This window comes from Solirhodobacter olei (assembly GCF_004010155.1).
Lineage (GTDB): Bacteria > Pseudomonadota > Alphaproteobacteria > Rhodobacterales > Rhodobacteraceae > Solirhodobacter > Solirhodobacter olei.
In genome coordinates, this window is the sequence record NZ_RRYH01000010.1 from 31,381 (window position 1) to 49,694 (window position 18,314).

An 18,314-nucleotide genomic window follows, 5' to 3' on the forward strand; every position below is an offset into this window, starting at 1 on the left:
TCCCGCTTGACAGGGCTCGGGCCGAGCGGGCAGCCTCGGCGCAAAGGTCCGCGGGATCTCCCGCTGCCGCTCTGCGGGTCGGTCCTCTCCCCTGTTGCCGCTGCCGCGAGGGCCCCGGCGCGGACGAAGCCAGGCGACATCCGGGAACGGCCAGCCGGGCGGTCAGCCGCCGGACGCAAGCGCGCAAGGGGGAATGACATGGCCGGCAATCTGAGCTTCGAGGATCTGAAGGCGGAGGCGGCCGCGGGCCGGATCGACACCGTCGTACTCTGCATGGTGGACATGCAGGGCCGCCTGATGGGCAAGCGCTTCCACGCCAGCCACTTCATCGAAAGCGCCCATGAAGAGACGCATTGCTGCAACTACCTGCTGACCGTCGACATGGATATGGTCCCGGTGCCCGGCTATGCCTCCGCCTCCTGGGCGGGCGGCTACGGCGACTACACGCTGAAGCCCGACATGAAGACGCTGCACCGCGTGCCCTGGCTCGAGGGTACGGCGATGGTCCTCGGAGACGTCTTCGACCACGAGACGCACGAGGAGGTTGCCCAGTCCCCCCGCGCGATCCTGAAGAAGCAGGTCGCCCGCGCCAAGGCGATGGGGTTCGACGCGATGATGGCGACGGAGCTGGAGTTCTTCCTCTTCGAGCAGAGCTACGCCCAGCTCCGCGACGCGAACTGGCGCGACCCGAAGACGCTCGGCGCCCATAACATCGACTATTCCATCTTCGGCACCACGAAGGAGGAAGAGGTGATGCGCGCCGTCCGCAACGGGCTTTTCGGCGCCGGCATCCCGGTCGAATGCTCCAAGGGCGAGGCCGAAGTCGGCCAGGAGGAGATCAACGTCAAGTATTCCGACGCGCTCGACACCGCCGACAACCACGCCATCGTCAAGAACGCGGTGAAGGAGATCGCCTTCGCCAGGGGCCGCTCTGTCACCTTCATGGCGAAATACGATCACGCCCGGGCGGGATCCTCCTCGCATGTCCACCAGTCGCTCTGGAAGGACGGCAAGCCCGCCTTCCGCGACCCGGACGGCCCGCATGGCATGTCGAAGGTGATGGAGCACTACCTCGCCGGGCTTCTCGCCCATGCCGAGGAGATCACCTATTTCCTCGCCCCCTACGTCAACAGCTACAAGCGCTTCGTCGTAGGCATGTTCGCGCCGACCAAGGCCGTCTGGAGCTTCGACAACCGCACCGCGGGGTTCCGCATCTGCGGCGAGAACACCAAGGCGATCCGCGTCGAATGCCGCATCGGCGGGTCGGACCTGAACCCCTATCTGGCGCTCGCCGCCATGCTCGCCGCCGGCCTCGACGGCATCGAGCGCAAGCTGGAGCTGGAGCCGATGGCCTCCGGCGACGCCTACCACGCCGCGAACGTGCGCGAGATCCCGAAGACGCTGCGCGCCGCGGCCGAGCGGCTGCATGGCTCGAAGATGCTCCGCGCCGCCTTCGGCGACGGGGTGGTGGAGCACTACACCCGCGCCGCCACCTGGGAGATCGAGGAGATGGACCGCGTGGTGACGGATTTCGAGCTTCAGCGGGGGCTGGAGCGGGCCTGAGATGATCGAGGCGATCGACCACCTGGTCCTGACCGTGCGCGACCCGGACGCCGCGGCGCGCTTCTACGCCCGGGTGCTGGACATGGAGCCTGTGACATTCGGCGACGGCCGCCGCGCCTTGCGCTTCGGCGCGCAGAAGATCAACCTGCAGAGGCTTGGTCAGGAGACCCGCAACCATGCCTGCATCGGCTCGGGCGATCTCTGCCTTCTCACCCGCTGGGCGCCGCAAGCGGTACTCGACCGGCTCGGCGCGGAAGGCGTTGTGGTCGCCGAGGGCCCGGTGCAGAAATCCGGGGCAAGAGGGCCGATCACCTCGATCTATTTCAACGACCCGGACGGGAACCTGATCGAAGTCAGCAGCTACGGCTGATCCCGGCCCGGACCAAATGAGGACACCATGACCAAGACGATCGAACTGATCTCGCCCGTGGACGGGCGGGTCTATGCCGAGCGGCAGACGCTTTCGCACGAGGATGCGCAGGCGGCGGTGGACCGCGCCCGCGCGGCGCAGCCGGACTGGGCGGCGCTGCCGCTGGCGGAGCGGGTCGCGAAGGTGAAGGCCGGCATCGCCGCGCTCACCGCGATGAAGGACGCCGCGGTCGAGGAACTCGCCTGGCAGATGGGCCGTCCGGTCCGCTTCGGCGGCGAATTCGGCGGCGTGAACGAACGCGCCGACTACATGGCGAGCATCGCCGAGACCGCGCTCGCCCCCACCGTGGTCGAGGCCTCCGACCGGTTCGAGCGGCGGATCGAGCGCGAGCCGCTGGGCGTGGTCCTCGTCCTCGCGCCCTGGAACTACCCCTATCTCACCGCGATCAACACCGTCGTCCCGGCGCTGATCGCCGGCAACGCCGTGATCCTGAAGCACGCGAGCCAGACGCTGCTCGTCGGCGAGCGCCTCGCGCAGGCGCTGCACGAAGGCGGCGTTCCGGCCGATGTCTTCCAGAACGTCATCCTCGACCACGCCACGACCGAGGATCTGATTGCCGACCGCGCGTTCGACTTCGTGAACTTCACCGGCTCGGTCGCGGGCGGGCAGGCGATCGAACGCGCCGCGGCGGGCACCTTCACGCCCTTGGGGCTGGAACTCGGCGGCAAGGACCCGGGTTACGTGATGGACGACGCCGACCTCGACGCCGCCGTCGACGGGCTGATGGACGGCGCGATGTTCAACGCCGGCCAGTGCTGCTGCGGGATCGAGCGGATCTACGTCCACCAGAGCCTCTACAGCGCCTTCGTCGAAAAGGCGGTGGAGTGGGTGAAGAAGCTCCACCTCGGCCATCCGATGGACGAGGCGACGACGCTTGGCCCGATGGCGCACACCCGCTTCGCCCATGTCGTGCGCAGCCAGATCGCCGATGCGCTGGCCGAGGGCGCGACCGCGCTGATCGACCCGCACCTCTTCCCCGCCGACGACGGCGGCGCCTACCTCGCCCCCCAGATCCTCATCAACGTGAACCACGAGATGCGGGTGATGCGCGAGGAAAGCTTCGGCCCGGTCGTAGGCATCATGCCAGTGAAGAACGATGACGAGGCGGTGGCGGTGATGAACGACTCGCCCTACGGCCTGACCGCCTCGCTCTGGACCTCGGACCCGGAACGCGCCGCCGCGGTGGGCGCCCAGATCCAGACCGGCACCGTCTACATGAACCGCTGCGACTACCTCGACCCGGCCTTGTGCTGGACGGGCTGCAAGGATACCGGCCGGGGCGCCTCGCTCTCCGCGCTCGGCTACATGGCGGTGACGCGCCCGAAATCCTACCATCTGAAGAAGGTGACGAAATGACCCCGCCCACCGCCAACTGGTCCTATCCCACCGCCGTCAAGTTCGGCCCCGGCCGGATCCAGGAGCTTGCCCATTTCTGCAAGGAAGCGGGGCTGAAAAGGCCGCTCCTGGTGACCGACCGCGCGCTGGCCGCCCTGCCCATCACCGCCCAGGCGCTCGGGATCATGGAGGCCGCCGGCCTCGGCCGCGGCATGTTCTGCGAGGTCGATCCGAACCCGACCGAGGCCAACATGAAGGCCGGCATAGCCGCCTTCAAGGCCGGCGGGCATGACGGGGTGATCTGCTTCGGCGGCGGCTCCGCGCTCGACCTCGGCAAGATGATCGCGCTGATGCATGCCCAGACCGTCAGCGTCTGGGACCTCGAAGATGTCGGCGACTGGTGGACCCGCGCCGACGCCGCCAGGATCGCCCCCATCGTCGCCGTGCCCACCACCGCCGGCACCGGATCGGAGGTCGGCCGCGCCGGCGTGCTGACCAACACCGAGACCCACAAGAAGAAGATCATCTTCCACCCGAAGCTCATGCCCGCGGTGACGATCTGCGACCCGGAGCTGACTGTCGGCATGCCGAAGGCGATCACCGCCGGAACCGGCATGGACGCGCTGGCCCACTGCCTGGAGGCCTACTGCTCGCCGCATTACCACCCGATGAGCCAGGGCATCGCCCTCGAAGGCATGCGGCTGGTGTTCGAGAACCTGCCCAAGGCCTATGCCAGCCCGGATGACCTCGAAGCCCGCGCCCATATGATGAGCGCGGCCGCGATGGGGGCCGTGGCCTTCCAGAAGGGTCTCGGCGCGATCCACTCGCTCTCGCACCCGGTCGGCGCGGTCTACGGCACGCATCACGGCACCACCAATGCCGTGGTGATGCCGATGGTGCTGGAGTTCAACCGCCCCGCGATCGAGGAGCGGATCGCCCGCGCGTCCGCCTATCTCGGCATCCCCGGCGGCTTCGGCGGCTTCCACGAGGCGGTGCTGGAACTGCGCGCCACCCTCTCCATCCCGGAAAACCTCTCGGCCATGGGCGTGGAATATTCCCGTCTCGACGAGCTGACCGAGATGGCGCTGGAGGATCCCTCCTGCGGCGGCAACCCGGTCACGATGACGCGCGAGAACACCCGCGCCCTCTTCGACGCCTGCATGTAAGCCATGGCCGCGCGGGAGGCAGAAGTCGCAATCGTCGGGGCCGGCGTGGTCGGCCTCACCCTCGCGCTCCGGCTCGCCCGGGCGGGGCGGGAGGTCGTTCTGATCGACCCGAACCCGCCCGGTTCGGGTGCGAGCTTCGGCAATGCCGGCACCATCGCGGATTACGCCGTGATGCCGGTCGGCACGCCCGATGTGCTGAAATCCCTGCCCTCGCTCCTGTTCGACCGGAACTCGCCGCTCGCGATCCGCAAGGCGGCGCTGCCGACGCTCGCCCCCTGGCTACTGCGCTTCGCGGCGCAGTCGCTCCCCGGCCCGGCCCGCCGCAATTCGGCCGTGCTGGCCCGGCTGCTCTCGGACGCGGGCGCCCGCTGGCGCGATCTCGCGGCAGAGGTCGGCGCGGCAGAGGGCCTCGGGCAGACCGGCAACCTCTACCTCTACGACACGCCCCGCGACGTCGAGGCCGCCAAGGCCGACCTCGCCCACCGCCGCACCCTCGGCGTAACGGTGGAAATCCTTACGGCCGACGAGCTTGGCCAGCTGGAGCCGAACCTGCCACGCCGCTTCGCCGGCGCCGCCTTCTTCCCCAACACCTGGTTTCTCTCCGACCCGGGCCGCACCGTCACGGCGATCGCAACGGCCGCCCAGGCCGCCGGCGCCCGCATCGTCACCGCCGAGGCTCGGGCGCTGCGCCGGGAGGGCGGCGGCGTCACCATCGAAACGCAGGGCCCCGAAGGCCCCCGCACCCTCGGCGCCGCCCGCGCCGTCATCGCCGCCGGCGCCCGCTCCCGCGCGCTCGCGCGCTCGGCAGGCGACCGCATCCCGCTCGACACCGAACGCGGCTACCATGTCGAATGGGACATGGCAGAGGCCCCCGTCGCCCGCCCCAGCTGCCCGGTTTCCCGCGGCTTCTACTTCTGCCCGATGTCGGGGCGCCTGCGCGCCGCCGGCACGGTGGAACTCGGCGGGCTGAATGCCCCGCCTTCTCCCCATCGCATCGCGCGGATCATCGAGGGCAGCCGCGCGGTCTTCCCCGACCTGCCGGCGCCCTCGCGCACCTGGCTCGGCTTCCGCCCCTCGATGCCGGATTCCCTTCCGGTCATCGGCCCGTCGAAGGCCGGCCCCGAGATCCTCCTCGCCTTCGGCCACGGTCATATCGGCCTGACCCTCGCCCCCCGCACCGCCGCGCTGATCGAGGGGCACCTCGCCGGCACCCCGCCCGACCCGGCCCTCGCCGGTGTCCTTCCCGCCCGGTTCTGACCGGCCCTTTTTCCTGGCGCAAATACTCTCGCCGGGGGCGCGGCGGACGGGCCGGGCGCCCGGCGGGAGTATTTCGACCAGGCAAAAGCCCAGGCCCCCGGCTTGACCCCGGCCCGCCCGCGCCTAAGGTGGCCGCGCTTTCCAGGGAGGCCCAGATGACCCGCACCGCCCTCGTCACCGGCTCGGCCGGGTTCATCGGCTACCACCTCTGCGCGCGTCTGCTGGCCGAGGGGTTCGAGGTCACCGGCTTCGACGGCATGACCGATTACTACGACCCCGCGCTGAAGCGCCGGCGGCACGAGATGCTGGCAGAGAACCCCGCCTTCCGCCCCGTCGAGGCGATGCTGGAGGAGCCCGGCCGCCTCCGCGCCCTGATGGCGGAAGTCAGGCCCCAGGTCGTCGTCCACCTCGCTGCCCAGGCGGGCGTGCGCTACTCGATCGAGGCGCCGCAATCCTACGTGACCGCCAACCTGCAGGGCACATTCGAACTGCTGGAGGCCGCCCGCGCCCATCCGCCCGCCCATATGCTGATGGCTTCCACCTCCTCGGTCTACGGCGCCAATACCGAGATGCCGTATCGCGAGACCGACAAGGCCGATGCCCAGATGTCCTTCTACGCCGCGACCAAGAAGGCGAACGAGGCGATGGCCCATTCCTACGCCCATCTCTACGGCCTGCCGGTGACGATGTTCCGCTTCTTCACCGTCTACGGGCCGTGGGGGCGCCCGGACATGGCGCTTTTCAAGTTCACCCGGGCGATCCTCGAAGGCCAGCCGATCGACATCTACAACCACGGCGAGATGATGCGCGATTTCACCTATGTCGACGACCTCGTCGAGGGCATCCACCGCCTGATCGGCGCCATCCCCGGCGCGGGCGCGCCAGTGGCCGGCGACAGCCTTTCGCCCGTCGCGCCCTGGCGGGTGGTCAACATTGGCAACGGCGCGCCGGTGAAACTGCTGGATTTCGTCGCCGCCGTAGAGGCCGCCCTCGGCCAGCCCGCGCAGCGCAACTACCTTCCGATGCAGCCCGGCGACGTGCCCGCCACCTGGGCCTCGACCGACCTGCTGGAAGGCCTGGTGGGCGCGCTCCCCAAGACAGACATCCGAGAGGGCGTGCAGAAATTCGTCGACTGGTACCGCGGCTTCTACGCGGTCTGATCCGCCTCAACCGGCGAACATCTGCGATAGATAGAACGTCCCGCAGAAGCTCCCCCGCCGGTCGAACCCGAACCCTGTCCCGCTCCACCGGAAGGCCGGGTTGAGGATGTTGCGCCGGTGGCCGGGAGAGGCCATCCAGTTCGCCACCACCTCGGCGGCGAGACTTGCGTAGCTCTGCCGCGGGATCGCGTGGCCATTCATATCGCGGAAGTCGCAGGCCCCCGGCCCCAGCCGGATCCGCCGGTTGTCGATCCGGTAGGCCGAGACGGTGGCGATGTTCTCACCCCCCGTCCGGTATTCGATCCGGCTCGCCGCCAGCCGGGCGCGCAGGCTCGTGAGCCCCGGCGGCCCGCCGTTATGCGTCAGCCGCTGCCGGATCGCCATCCAGCGCCCCTGCGCCATGGCCACCTGCCGCAGCGACGGCGCAGGCCCCAGCGCGGCCACACCCGCCCGGCAGCGCGCGTAATTCACCTGCATCAGGATCGCCAGATCCAGCCGCGCCGCGTCGATCGCCGCCGCCTCCGGCAGTTGGGCCGCGGCCCCCGAGACAGGCACAAGCCGGCAGGTCGCCGCCAGCGCCGGCCCCGGCAGGGCCAGCAACACCACGATCAGCAGGCGGCACATCCGCAGCATCGAACGCCTCCCCGGCGGCGGGATTCGCCCCGCCTCCCGGCGCGGCGATTGACAGCCTACACCGGATCGCGCAGGACCGGTACGACTTGGCCTGAGGAGTGTTTCATGAAGATTGCGATGATCGGGACGGGCTACGTGGGCCTGGTGTCCGGGGTGTGTTTCTCCGATTTCGGCCATGAGGTGACCTGCGTCGACAAGGACCCCCGCAAGATCGAGATGCTGGAGGCGGGCGAGGTGCCGATCTACGAGCCCGGGCTCGACGAGGTCATGGCCCGCAACGTCGCCGCCGGGCGGCTCTCGTTCACCACCGCCCTTGCCTCTGCCGTCGCCGGGGCCGATGCCGTCTTCATCGCTGTCGGCACGCCGACCCGGCGCGGCGACGGCCACGCGGACCTCACCTACGTCATGGCCGCGGCAGAGGACATCGCGAAGGCGCTGACCGGCTACGCCGTCGTCGTCACCAAATCGACCGTCCCCGTCGGCACCAACGCGAAGGTGGCCGAGGTCATCCGCGCCGCCAACCCGCGGGCGGACTTCGACGTCGCCTCCAACCCCGAGTTCCTGCGCGAAGGCGCCGCGATCGACGATTTCATGCGCCCCGACCGCGTGGTCGTCGGCGTCGAGACGCCGCGGGCTCGGGAGGTGATGGCTGAGGTGTACCGCCCGCTCTTCCTGCGCGAATTCCCGATCGTCTACACCGACCTCGAGTCGGCGGAGATGATCAAATACGCCGCCAACGCCTTCCTCGCGACCAAGATCACCTTCATCAACGAGATCGCCGCGCTCTGCGAACGCGTCGGCGCGGACGTGAAGGACGTGGCCCGCGGCATGGGGCTCGACGGGCGGATCGGCAACAAGTTCCTGCACGCCGGCCCCGGCTACGGCGGCTCCTGCTTCCCGAAGGACACCCGCGCGCTGGCCCGCATCGGCCAGGAATATGCCGTGCCAATGCAGATCACCGAGACGGTTATCAAGGTCAACGACGAGATCAAGCGGCGCATGATCGACCGGATCATCGACCTCTGCGACGGCACGGTGAACGGCAAGACGGTGGCCGTCCTCGGCGTCACCTTCAAGCCCAACACCGACGACATGCGCGAGGCGCCGTCGCTCACCATCGTGCCGGCGCTGGTCGGCGGCGGCGCGCGGGTCCGCGTGGTCGATCCCCAGGGCCGCAAGGAGGGCGAGGCGCTGCTGCCCGGCGTCACCTGGGAGGAGGACGCCTATGCCGCCGCCAAAGGCGCCGATGTCCTCGTCATCCTGACCGAGTGGAACGAATTCCGCGCGCTCGACCTCTCCCGCATCGCCAGGGGGATGACACGCCCGGCCATGGCCGACCTGCGCAACATCTATTCCGCCAAGGATGCGGAGAAGGCCGGCTTTACCGCCTACGTCAGCGTCGGCCGGTAAGCGCCACAGCGCCCTATCCGGCCCGCCGCAAAGCCGACGCTACGGCCGAGACCGCGAAGATCCCCGCCGCCACCGCGACGATCGAGGGCCCGGCCGGCGTGTCGAACTGCAGCGAGGCGCCCAGCCCGCCCAGCGCGGAGATGGCCGCCACCCCCATCGCGCCCACCGCCATCGCCTCAGGCGTCCGGGCCAGGCCGCGCGCGGCGGCGGCCGGTATGATCAGCATCGCCGCGATCAGGAGCGCCCCCACCACCTTGATCGCGACCGCGACCACGACGGCGAGCGCCAGCGTCAGCACCAGCCGCTCCCGTCCCGGGCTGACCCCGGAGGCCTGGGCGAGGTCCTCCGACAGCGTCGCGGTCAGAAGCGCCGACCAGCGCAAGCCGATCAGCACCGCCACCAGCGCCGCGCCGGACCAGATCACCACCAGATCGGATTTCGAGACGGCGAGGATATCGCCGAAAAGATAGGCCTCCAGGTCCACCCGCACGCCATGCACGAAGCTGATCGCGATCAGCCCCAGCGCCAGCGCCGAATGCGCCAGCACCCCCAGCGTCGTATCCACCGCCCAGCCGCGCCCGGCCAGCGTGGAGACCAGAAGCGCCATCAGCAGCGCCGCCCCCAGCGTCCCCGCGAAGATCGAGGCCGCGAAGGCCAGCGACAGCGCAACGCCCAGGATCGCCGCATGCGCCGTCGCATCGCCGAAGAAGGCCATCCGCCGCCAGACGACGAAGCAGCCCAAAGGCCCCGCCGCCAGAGCAAGACCCAGCCCCGCAAGCGCGGCGCGGACAAGGAAATCGTCAAGCATCCTGGCCCCCTTCGGCGTGATGCGGATGGGCGTGATCGTGGCCGTGGCCGTGATCATGCTCGTGGTCGTGGTCATGCGCGTGCCGGTAAAGCGCCAGCGCCCCCTGCGTTCCCAGCCCGAAGAGCGCGCGGTATTCCGGCGCGTTGGACACGACCTGCGGCGTCCCCTCGCAGCAGACATGCCCGTTGAGGCAGATCACCCGGTCCGAGGCCGCCATCACCACATGCAGGTCATGGCTCACCATCAGCACGGCGCAGCCCATCTCTCGGCGGACCTCGTCGATCAGCCGGTAGAACCCAGCCTCGCCCGGCTGGTCGAGGCCCTGTGTCGGCTCGTCGAGGATCAGGATCTCTGGCGCCATGAGAAGCGCGCGCGCCAGCAGCACCCGCTGGAACTGCCCGCCGGAAAGATCGGCCATCGCCCGCGCCTCGGCGCCCGGCAGCCCGACCCGCGCCAGCGCCGCCGCCACCTCTGCCGCACCGCGCCGCCGCGGCAGCGACAGGAATCGCCCGACCGGCATCGGCAGGCCCCGGTCGATATGCAGCCTTTGCGGCACATAGCCGATCCGGAGCCCGGGCTTGCGTCTCACCTCCCCGGTCGAGGGCACGATACCCAGAAGCGCCCGCAGCAGCGTCGACTTGCCCGACCCGTTCGGCCCGACCACGGTGACGATCTCCCCCGGCTCGACGGCGAAATTCACCGCCTCCAGCACCGTGGCCCCGCCAAAGCGGACCGTAAGGCCCTTCGCCTCGATCAGCTTCATGCCGCTGCCGCCTCCCGGCAGGACGGGCAGAGGCCCAGCGCCTCCACCGTCGCGCGCTCCACCTGGAAACCGACCGCGCCGGCCGCCGCCTCCAGCGCCACGCGGACCGGGTCGGCCTCGGCCTCCGCAACCGCGTGGCAGGCGCGGCAGATCAGGAAGGCCGCGGAATGCGCCTCGCCCGGGTGAACACAGGCCGTGAAGGCGTTGAGCCGCGCGATCCGATGCGCCAGCCCCTGCTCCACGAGGAAATCGAGCGCCCGGTAGGCCACCGGCGGCTGCTTGCCGAAGCCCTCGGCCGACAGCCGGTCGAGCACCTCATAGGCCCCCATCGCCCGGTGCGCCTCCAGCAGGATCTCCAGCGCACGGCGGCGTACCGGCGTCAGCCGCGCGCCGCGTGCGGCACTCACCGCCTCGGCCCGGGCCAGCACCTCTCCGGCGCAGGCCTCATGGTCATGCGCCGAGAAGGCCCGCGCGGCGGCGCTGTCGGTCGTCTCGGGCGTGTCGCGATCGGTCATCTCACCCTCGCACGTTATAGAATAACATATCTTGACATGTTATCTCGTAACGTATTTGAGGGAAGCCCGAACAGCAAGCCCCATCCGCAGCCCCCGGAGGCCCCAATGCGCCGCTTCGCCCTCGCCCTCTCCGCCCTGCTCCTTGCCGGACCCGCCTGCGCCGCTGTGCCGAGGGTCGTCACCGATTTCGCGCCGATCCAGTCGCTCACCCTGCAGGTGATGGGCAATCTCGGCACGCCCGTCATGCTCAACAGGGTCGGCGGCGACCCGCATGACTTCCAGCTGCGCCCCTCGCAGGCAGAAGCGCTGGCGCGTGCCGACGTGGTGTTCTGGGACGGGCCGGAACTGATGCCCGGCCTCGCCAAGGCCCTGAAAACGCTGGGCGCCAGGGCGCAGTCGGTGCCGCTTCTCCATGACGGCGGCGGTCATGTCCGCCAGCTCGACGGCGGCGGCGGCACCGACCCGCACGCCTGGCTCGACCCGACCAATGCCGAGGCCTGGCTCGGCACCATCGCGGCGACGCTGGGCAGGCTCGACCCGGCACATGCCACCACCTACAACGCCAATGCCAAGGCCGCGCAGGCCAGGCTCCAGGCCCTCGACGCGAAGCTCATGGTCCAGCTGGCCCCCGCCCGCGGCAAGCCCATCGTCGAGTTCCACGACGCCTTCGGCTATTTCGCCGATCACTACCACCTGACCGTCGTCGGAACGATCGAGCTTGGCGATGCCGCAGCACCATCCGCCGCCCGCCTCGCCGCCATCCGCAAGGTGATCCGCGACGGCAAGGCCGTCTGCGTCTTCCCCGAGGTCGGCCGCGACCCGCGCTACATCGCCGCCGTGACCGAGGGCACGGGCGTGAAGATCGGCGCCGGCCAGGATTTCGCCGGCACCGCGGCGGCGGACGTACCCTCCCCCGGCCTCTACGCCCGGCTCCTCACCAACCTCGCGAAGACGGTTGCCGACTGCGTGACCGGCTAGGGTATGCCGGCCCCGCCCCCGCCCCTTGAACTCCCCGGCGCGCCCGCCCATTGTCGCCGCCGGAGGGTTCCAAGCATGTCTCACGTCCCGTTTCACCGCCCCTGCGCCGAGCCGCGCGCATGAGCGCCCCGCTCGCCCCCGCACCCGTCCGCCCCGACTGGATCGCCGTCGACTGGGGCACCTCGCGGCTGCGCGCCTGGGCGCTCGACGCCGAGGGCGGCATCGCGGCCGAGGCCAGCTCCGACGCGGGGATGAGCCGAATGGAACCCGGCGGGTTCGAGGCCGCCCTTCTGGCCCTGATCGGCGACTGGCTGCCCCCGGGTCGGGTGACGCCGGTCCTCGCCTGCGGCATGGTCGGCTCCCGTCAGGGCTGGGTCCAGGCGCCGTATCGTGCGGTGCCCTGCACGCCGCTCGTCGCCGGCAGCTTCGCCGAAGCGCCGGTGCAGGATCCGCGCCTCGCCGTCCACATCCTGCCCGGCCTGAGCCAGCCCGTGCCCGCCGACGTGATGCGCGGGGAAGAGACGCAGATCGCGGGCTTCCTGGCCGGCACTCCCGATTTCGACGGCGTCCTCTGCCTGCCCGGCACACATACCAAGTGGGTCCGCATCAGCGCGGGCGAGGTGGTGAGCTTCCAGACCTTCATGACCGGCGAGCTTTTCGCACTGCTCGCCAACCAGTCCGTCCTGCGCCATTCGGTGAAGACCGCGGGCTGGAGCGATGACGCCTTCGCCATGGCCGTGGACGATGCCCTCTCCCGCCCGGACCGGCTGGCCGCCCGGCTCTTCGCGCTGCGGGCGGAGGGGCTTCTGGACGATCTCCCGCCGGAAACCGCCCGCGCCCGCCTCTCGGGTGCCCTGATCGGGGCGGAACTGGCCGCCGCCAAGCCCTACTGGCTGGGGCAGGAGATCGTCATCATCGGCGCCGAGGAGGTGAGCGAGGCCTATGCCGCCGCCCTCACCCGCCAGGGCCTCGCGCCGCAATGGGTGTCAGGCGACACCGCCGCGCTGGCCGGCCTCGCCGCCGCCCGCGGCCTGCTGAGGCAGGGCAAATGACCCGGAACACCCCCCGCACAAAGGCCCGGACATGAGCGAGATCTTCGACGCCACCCCCTGCGAGCTGGGCGAGGGTCCGCTCTGGCATCCGGAACGTGAACAACTGTTCTGGTTCGACATCCTGAACAACCGCCTGCTGACCCGTGAGCAGGGCGAGACCCGCCACTGGGCCTTCGACGAACGCGTGTCCGCCGCCGGCTGGATCTCCCGCGACAGCCTGCTGGTCGCCTCCGAGACGGCGCTGTTCCGGTTCGACCTCGCCACCGGCGCCCGCCGCAATGTCTGCGCGCTGGAGGCCGACAACCCGGCCACCCGCTCCAACGACGGGCGCGCCGACCCGCTCGGCGGCTTCTGGATCGGCACCATGGGCAAGAAGGCCGAGGCCGGCGCCGGCGCGATCTACCGCTACCACAAGGGCGAGCTTCGCCGCCTTGTCCCCGGCCTCTCCATCCCGAACGCCATCAGCTTCGCGCCGGATGGCAAGTCGGCCTGCTTCTCCGACACCGCGATCGGCAAGGTCTGGCGCGTCGCGCTGGATGCAGAGGGCTGGCCCGCGGCGGAGCCGGAGCTGTTCCTCGACCTCTCCCCCGAGGGCCTCAACCCCGACGGGGCGACCTTCGATGCCGAGGGCAACCTCTGGCTCGCCGAATGGGGCGCCTCCCGCGTCGCCGTCCACGCGCCGGACGGCAGCTTCCTGCGCGCCGTCACCTTCGGCGCGCCGCAGACCTCCTGCCCCGCCTTCGGCGGCCCCGACCTCTCCACGCTCTTCTGCACCTCCGCGCGCGAGGGGATGTCGGCCAGGGCACTGGCCGCCCATCCACTCAGTGGCAGCACCTTCACCGCCCCCGCGGGCGCGCGCGGCCTGCCCGCGCCGCGGGTCCTATTGTAAACATTTATTCGGAAATCCGCTCATGGCATCGACCCGCTCCTTCGGCACCACCGCTTCCGGCGACAGGATCGAGGCGATCCGCCTGGCCGCGGGCGAGCTTTCCGCCACGATCCTGACCCGCGGCGCGATCCTGCAGGACCTGCGGCTCGCCGGCGTGCCCTACAGCCTGACGCTCGGCTCCGGCACGCTCGCGGCCTATGAAGGCCCGCTGGCCTATGCCGGTGCCGTGGTCGGCCCGGTCGCGAACCGGATCGGCGGCGCGCAGGCGCAGATCGGCGGGAAAAACTTCCGCTTCGAGGCAAACGAGGGCCCGAACCTCCTCCACTCCGGCGCCACGGGCACCCATGCCCGCACCTGGCGCATCGTGGAGGCCACCGGGGCCGGGGCGACGCTCGCGCTCACCCTGCCGGACGGGCTCGGCGGTTTCCCGGGCACCCGAGAGATCTCGGCCCGCTTCGCCCTCGACGGCCGGGCGCTGACGCTCGAGCTGACCGCCACGACCGACGCGCCGACGCTGATGAACCTCGCCAACCACAGCTACTGGGCGCTCGACGGCCGCGCCGACATCGGGGGCCACCGGCTCCGCGTCGCGGCGGACAGCTACCTGCCCGTCGACGCCGCCCTGCTGCCGCTCGGCGCCCCCGCCCCGGTGTCCGGCGCCTTCGACCTGCGCACGGGCCGGGTGCTGGACCTGAGCGAAGGGTTCGACCACAACTTCTGCCTTGCCTCCGCCCGCCGCCCCCTCGCCTTCGCGGCAGAGCTGACGGGCCGAAGCGGCGTCACCATGACAATCGAAACGACCGAGCCGGGCCTTCAGGTCTACGACGGCGCGGGCCTGAAGACCGCTCCCTACCTCGGCCATTCGGGCCAGCCCTACGGCCACCACGCCGGCATCGCGATGGAGGCCCAGGGCTGGCCCGACGCGGCCGCGCATGACAGCTTTCCCCCGGTCACGCTGGCGCCGGGCGAAACCTACCGCCAGACCACGCGCTGGACCTTCGGGCGCGCCTAGAGGCGGGGGCCGCAGGCGCTCAGATCAGCGCGTCCCAGATCAGCTTGCCGCCGGTGGCGACCAGCAGCACGTAGGTCAGCGCGAAGAACACCTTCTCGGGCACCGCGTGATGCGCCTTGACCCCCAGCCATGCGCCGATCAGCGCCACGGGGGCCAGCATCAGGTCCGCCAGCAGTGTCTGATGCGTGGCGATGCCCAGGCTCAGGAACGGGATGAACTTGATCAGGTTCACGATCCAGAAGACGATCACGTTGGTCGCCTGGTACTCGGTCTTCGTGACGCCCTTCAGCAGCAGGTAGACCGCCGCCGGCGGGCTGCCCGCATTGGCGACGAAGCTGGTGAACCCGGTCCCGAAGCCCGAGACGAGCCCCGCCCGCGGCCCCACGCCATGCCCCTCCAGCCGCAGAAGGCCGGTGGAGCGCGCCATCTGGAAGGCGACGAACCCGATCGAGATCGCCCCGATGAGCAGCTTGAAGACATTGGGATTGGTCAGATGGTAGATCGCGGCGCCAAGCGCGATGCCGGGCAGCGCGCCGATCAGCAGCAGCTTCGCCGCGGTGCCGTCCCACTTGCCCCAATAGGGCTTCAGGGTGGCCACATCCATCATCATGAGAAGCGGCAGCATCAGGCCCACGGCGTGGCCGGGCGCGATCACAAGCGCCAGAATCGGCGTCGACGCAAAGGCCCCGCCACCGGCAAAACCGCCCTTGGAGACACCCGCGAACAGGACCGCGGGCACCGCCACGGCGAAGAACAGAAGATCGAAATGCATGCCCCCCCGCCTCGTGCCGCCCGGGGATTTGCCCAGCGGGCCTTGCGGCTTTAGCGCAAACATGACGGGCCCGCCAGCCCGGCCCCGTTTCGCCGCGCCGCGGCGCACTTGCGCGGACCTTCCGATGGGTCTACCCATCGCGCGTCATCAACCGACCGGAGGTTTCCCATGGCCAGACCCAAGATCGCGCTCATCGGCGCCGGCCAGATCGGCGGCACGCTCGCCCATCTCGCCGCGACCAAGGAGCTGGGCGACGTCGTCCTGTTCGACATCGCCGAAGGCACGCCGCAGGGCAAGGCGCTCGACATCGCGGAATCGGGCCCGATCGGAAAGTTCGACGTCACCCTCAAGGGCGCCAACGACTACGCTGACATCGCCGGTGCCGATGTCTGCATCGTCACCGCCGGTGTGCCCCGCAAGCCGGGCATGAGCCGCGACGATCTGCTGGGCATCAACCTCAAGGTCATGAAGGCCGTCGGCGAAGGCCTCAAGGCCCATGCCCCGGACGCCTTCGTCATCTGCATCACCAACCCGCTAGACGCGATGGTCTGGGCGCTGCGCGAATTCTCCGGCCTGCCGCACGAGAAGGTCGTCGGCATGGCCGGCGTGCTGGACAGCGGCCGCTTCCGGCACTTCCTCAGCGTCGAATTCGGCGTCTCGATGCGCGACGTCACCGCCTTCGTGCTCGGCGGCCACGGCGACACGATGGTGCCGCTCGCCCGCTATTCGACGGTCGCCGGCATCCCGCTGCCGGATCTGGTCAAGATGGGCTGGACCACGCAGGAAAAGCTCGACGCCATCGTCCAGCGCACCCGTGACGGCGGTGCCGAGATCGTGGGCCTGCTGAAGACCGGCTCCGCCTTCTACGCCCCGGCGGCGTCGGCGATCGAGATGGCCGAAGCCTACCTGAAGGACCAGAAGCGCGTCCTGCCCTGCGCGGCCTACGTGAAGGGCGCCCTCGGCCTCGACGGTCTCTATGTCGGCGCGCCTGTCGTGCTGGGGGCCGGCGGTGTCGAACGTATCGTCGACATCAAGCTGAACCCGGACGAGAACGAGATGTTCCAGAAGTCGGTCAGCGCCGTGAAGGGTCTCGTCGAAGCCTGCAAGGGCATCGAGCCGAGCCTGGCCTGAGCAGGCCGCCGCGCGCCGGGCGAAGGCCCGGGGCACGCCGCACCGCCTGCTTTCCTTAAGAATTGATGCAAACGAATCAGCGCCCTCGCGGCGCTGATTTCTTTTGTGATCACACTTTTTCAGACCGTGATCACAAAATCCGCTATTTTCCCCCGAAACCCGCTCATCGCGTCGAATTGCGTTTATGGCCCCGGCCCGTTGTGCCAAGCCTCCGCCAAACTTCACCAGACGGGACGGTTTCATGAACATTCACGAATACCAGGCGAAGGCGCTCCTGCGCGAATTCGGCGCCCCGGTCTCCGACGGCCGGGTGGTACTCAGGGCCGACGAGGCCAAGACGGCTGCCAGCGCATTGGAAGGCCCGCTCTGGGTGGTGAAGGCACAGATCCACGCCGGCGGGCGCGGCAAGGGCCACTTCAAGGAGGCCGCGGCCGGCGAGAAGGGCGGCGTCCGCCTCGCCAAATCGGTCGAGGAAGCCACCGAGATGGCGCATCAGATGCTCGGCCGCACGCTGGTCACGCATCAGACGGGCCCGGCTGGCAAGCAGGTCAACCGGATCTATATCGAGGATGGCTCCGACATCGAGAAGGAGTTCTACCTCGCCCTCCTGATCGACCGCGTCACCTCGCGCATCTCCATCGTCGCCTCGACCGAGGGCGGGATGGACATCGAGGAAGTCGCGGCCAAGACGCCGGAGAAGATCCTGTCCTTCTCCATCGACCCGGCCACCGGCTTCCAGCCCTACCACGGCCGCCGCGTCGCCTTCTCGCTGGGCCTCACCGGCAAGTCGGTCGGCAAATGCGTCGACCTGGTGAGCAAGCTCTACACCCTCTTCGTCGAGAAGGACGCGGAGATGGTCGAGATCAACCCGCTCATCCTGATGCCGGGCGGCGATCTGAAATGCCTCGATGCCAAGGTCGGCTTCGACAACAACGCGCTGTTCCGCCACGCCGACATCCTCGCGCTGCGCGACGAGACGGAGGAGGATCCGAAGGAACTCGCCGCCTCGAAGTTCGACCTGAACTACATCGCGCTCGACGGCGAGATCGGCTGCATGGTCAACGGCGCGGGCCTTGCCATGGCGACGATGGACATCATCAAGCTCTACGGCGCGGAACCCGCCAACTTCCTGGACGTCGGCGGCGGCGCCACGAAGGACAAGGTGACCGAGGCCTTCAAGATCATCACCTCCGACCCGAACGTGAAGGGCATCCTGGTGAACATCTTCGGCGGCATCATGCGCTGCGACATCATCGCCGAGGGCGTGATCGCCGCGGTGAAGGAAGTCGGCCTGAAGGTGCCGCTGGTCGTCCGGCTCGAGGGCACCAACGTGGAAAAGGGCAAGGAGATCATCCAGAACTCCGGCCTCAACGTGATCGCTGCGGACAATCTCTCCGATGCCGCCGAAAAGATCGTCAAAGCGGTGAAGGGATAAATCTG

The 18,314-nt window shown here is 69.7% G+C and carries 18 protein-coding genes; 13 read left to right on the plus strand and 5 right to left on the minus strand.

What is annotated here, in order from left to right; all coding sequences use genetic code 11:
* The first annotated feature begins 198 nt into the window (after positions 1-198).
* The 6 genes from EIP85_RS08705 to EIP85_RS08730 all read left to right on the plus strand — a co-directional run bounded on the left by EIP85_RS08705 (position 199) and on the right by EIP85_RS08730 (position 6,911).
* A complete protein-coding gene (locus EIP85_RS08705) occupies positions 199-1,563 on the plus strand; it encodes a glutamine synthetase family protein (RefSeq protein WP_127901795.1) in 1,365 nt (454 codons plus the stop codon).
* 1 nt (position 1,564) lies between these two features.
* Complete coding sequence (locus tag EIP85_RS08710) at positions 1,565-1,933, plus strand: VOC family protein (RefSeq protein ID WP_127901796.1); 369 nt, start codon at positions 1,565-1,567, stop codon at positions 1,931-1,933.
* A gap of 27 nt (positions 1,934-1,960) precedes the next feature.
* Positions 1,961-3,349: an aldehyde dehydrogenase family protein gene (locus EIP85_RS08715; protein ID WP_127901797.1), complete on the plus strand. Its 1,389-nt coding sequence runs from the start codon at positions 1,961-1,963 to the stop codon at positions 3,347-3,349.
* Complete coding sequence (locus EIP85_RS08720; RefSeq protein WP_127901798.1) at positions 3,346-4,494, plus strand: iron-containing alcohol dehydrogenase; 1,149 nt, start codon at positions 3,346-3,348, stop codon at positions 4,492-4,494. Before EIP85_RS08715 ends, EIP85_RS08720 begins: the two co-directional genes overlap by 4 nt.
* 3 nt (positions 4,495-4,497) lie before the next feature.
* Positions 4,498-5,751 (plus strand): NAD(P)/FAD-dependent oxidoreductase, encoded by a 1,254-nt coding sequence (locus tag EIP85_RS08725; protein WP_127901799.1) that lies wholly within the window; start codon positions 4,498-4,500, stop codon positions 5,749-5,751.
* A gap of 155 nt (positions 5,752-5,906) precedes the next feature.
* The gene (locus EIP85_RS08730) at positions 5,907-6,911 is read left to right on the plus strand and encodes an SDR family NAD(P)-dependent oxidoreductase (RefSeq protein ID WP_127901800.1); all 1,005 of its coding nucleotides are present in this window, start codon (positions 5,907-5,909) and stop codon (positions 6,909-6,911) included.
* 6 nt (positions 6,912-6,917) lie between these two features.
* Here the strand turns inward: EIP85_RS08730 and EIP85_RS08735 are convergent, their stop codons facing one another.
* The gene (locus tag EIP85_RS08735; protein WP_164871681.1) at positions 6,918-7,544 is read right to left on the minus strand and encodes a CAP domain-containing protein; all 627 of its coding nucleotides are present in this window, start codon (positions 7,542-7,544) and stop codon (positions 6,918-6,920) included.
* 105 nt (positions 7,545-7,649) lie between these two features.
* On the opposite strand from EIP85_RS08735, the gene EIP85_RS08740 reads away from it, so the two are divergent.
* On the plus strand, positions 7,650-8,954 hold the full coding sequence (locus tag EIP85_RS08740) for a UDP-glucose dehydrogenase family protein (protein WP_127901802.1): 1,305 nt from the start codon (positions 7,650-7,652) through the stop codon (positions 8,952-8,954).
* A 13-nt stretch (positions 8,955-8,967) separates the two neighbouring features.
* Here the strand turns inward: EIP85_RS08740 and EIP85_RS08745 are convergent, their stop codons facing one another.
* The 3 genes from EIP85_RS08745 to EIP85_RS08755 are packed head-to-tail and all read right to left on the minus strand — an operon-like array spanning position 8,968 to position 11,040.
* The gene (locus EIP85_RS08745; protein ID WP_127901803.1) at positions 8,968-9,762 is read right to left on the minus strand and encodes a metal ABC transporter permease; all 795 of its coding nucleotides are present in this window, start codon (positions 9,760-9,762) and stop codon (positions 8,968-8,970) included.
* Positions 9,755-10,525 carry a metal ABC transporter ATP-binding protein gene (locus tag EIP85_RS08750; protein WP_127901804.1) on the minus strand — a complete coding sequence of 257 codons (771 nt, stop codon included), beginning with the start codon at positions 10,523-10,525 and terminating at the stop codon, positions 9,755-9,757. The genes EIP85_RS08745 and EIP85_RS08750 overlap by 8 nt, the downstream gene beginning before the upstream one ends.
* Positions 10,522-11,040, minus strand: a complete 519-nt coding sequence (locus EIP85_RS08755) for a Fur family transcriptional regulator (RefSeq protein WP_127901805.1) — start codon at positions 11,038-11,040, stop codon at positions 10,522-10,524. The genes EIP85_RS08750 and EIP85_RS08755 overlap by 4 nt, the downstream gene beginning before the upstream one ends.
* A 105-nt stretch (positions 11,041-11,145) precedes the next feature.
* On the opposite strand from EIP85_RS08755, the gene EIP85_RS08760 reads away from it, so the two are divergent.
* From EIP85_RS08760 to EIP85_RS08775, 4 genes are all read left to right on the plus strand, one after another.
* Positions 11,146-12,018, plus strand: coding sequence for a zinc ABC transporter substrate-binding protein (locus tag EIP85_RS08760; RefSeq protein ID WP_127901806.1), 873 nt, complete (start codon positions 11,146-11,148; stop codon positions 12,016-12,018).
* A gap of 119 nt (positions 12,019-12,137) precedes the next feature.
* Positions 12,138-13,070 carry a 2-dehydro-3-deoxygalactonokinase gene (locus tag EIP85_RS08765; RefSeq protein WP_127901807.1) on the plus strand — a complete coding sequence of 311 codons (933 nt, stop codon included), beginning with the start codon at positions 12,138-12,140 and terminating at the stop codon, positions 13,068-13,070.
* A 31-nt stretch (positions 13,071-13,101) separates the two neighbouring features.
* Positions 13,102-13,959: an SMP-30/gluconolactonase/LRE family protein gene (locus EIP85_RS08770; protein WP_127901808.1), complete on the plus strand. Its 858-nt coding sequence runs from the start codon at positions 13,102-13,104 to the stop codon at positions 13,957-13,959.
* 22 nt (positions 13,960-13,981) lie between these two features.
* The gene (locus EIP85_RS08775; protein ID WP_127901809.1) at positions 13,982-14,971 is read left to right on the plus strand and encodes an aldose epimerase family protein; all 990 of its coding nucleotides are present in this window, start codon (positions 13,982-13,984) and stop codon (positions 14,969-14,971) included.
* 19 nt (positions 14,972-14,990) lie between these two features.
* On the opposite strand, the gene EIP85_RS08780 is transcribed toward EIP85_RS08775, so the two are convergent.
* Positions 14,991-15,743, minus strand: a complete 753-nt coding sequence (locus EIP85_RS08780; RefSeq protein ID WP_127901810.1) for a sulfite exporter TauE/SafE family protein — start codon at positions 15,741-15,743, stop codon at positions 14,991-14,993.
* A 168-nt stretch (positions 15,744-15,911) separates the two neighbouring features.
* Here EIP85_RS08780 and mdh point away from each other — a divergent pair, with 168 nt between their 5' ends.
* Entirely contained in the window at positions 15,912-16,874 is a 963-nt protein-coding gene (mdh, locus tag EIP85_RS08785) for a malate dehydrogenase (RefSeq protein WP_127901811.1), read from the plus strand.
* Between the two features lie 241 nt (positions 16,875-17,115).
* Positions 17,116-18,309: an ADP-forming succinate--CoA ligase subunit beta gene (gene sucC, locus EIP85_RS08790; protein WP_127901812.1), complete on the plus strand. Its 1,194-nt coding sequence runs from the start codon at positions 17,116-17,118 to the stop codon at positions 18,307-18,309.
* Positions 18,310-18,314: the final 5 nt, after the last annotated feature.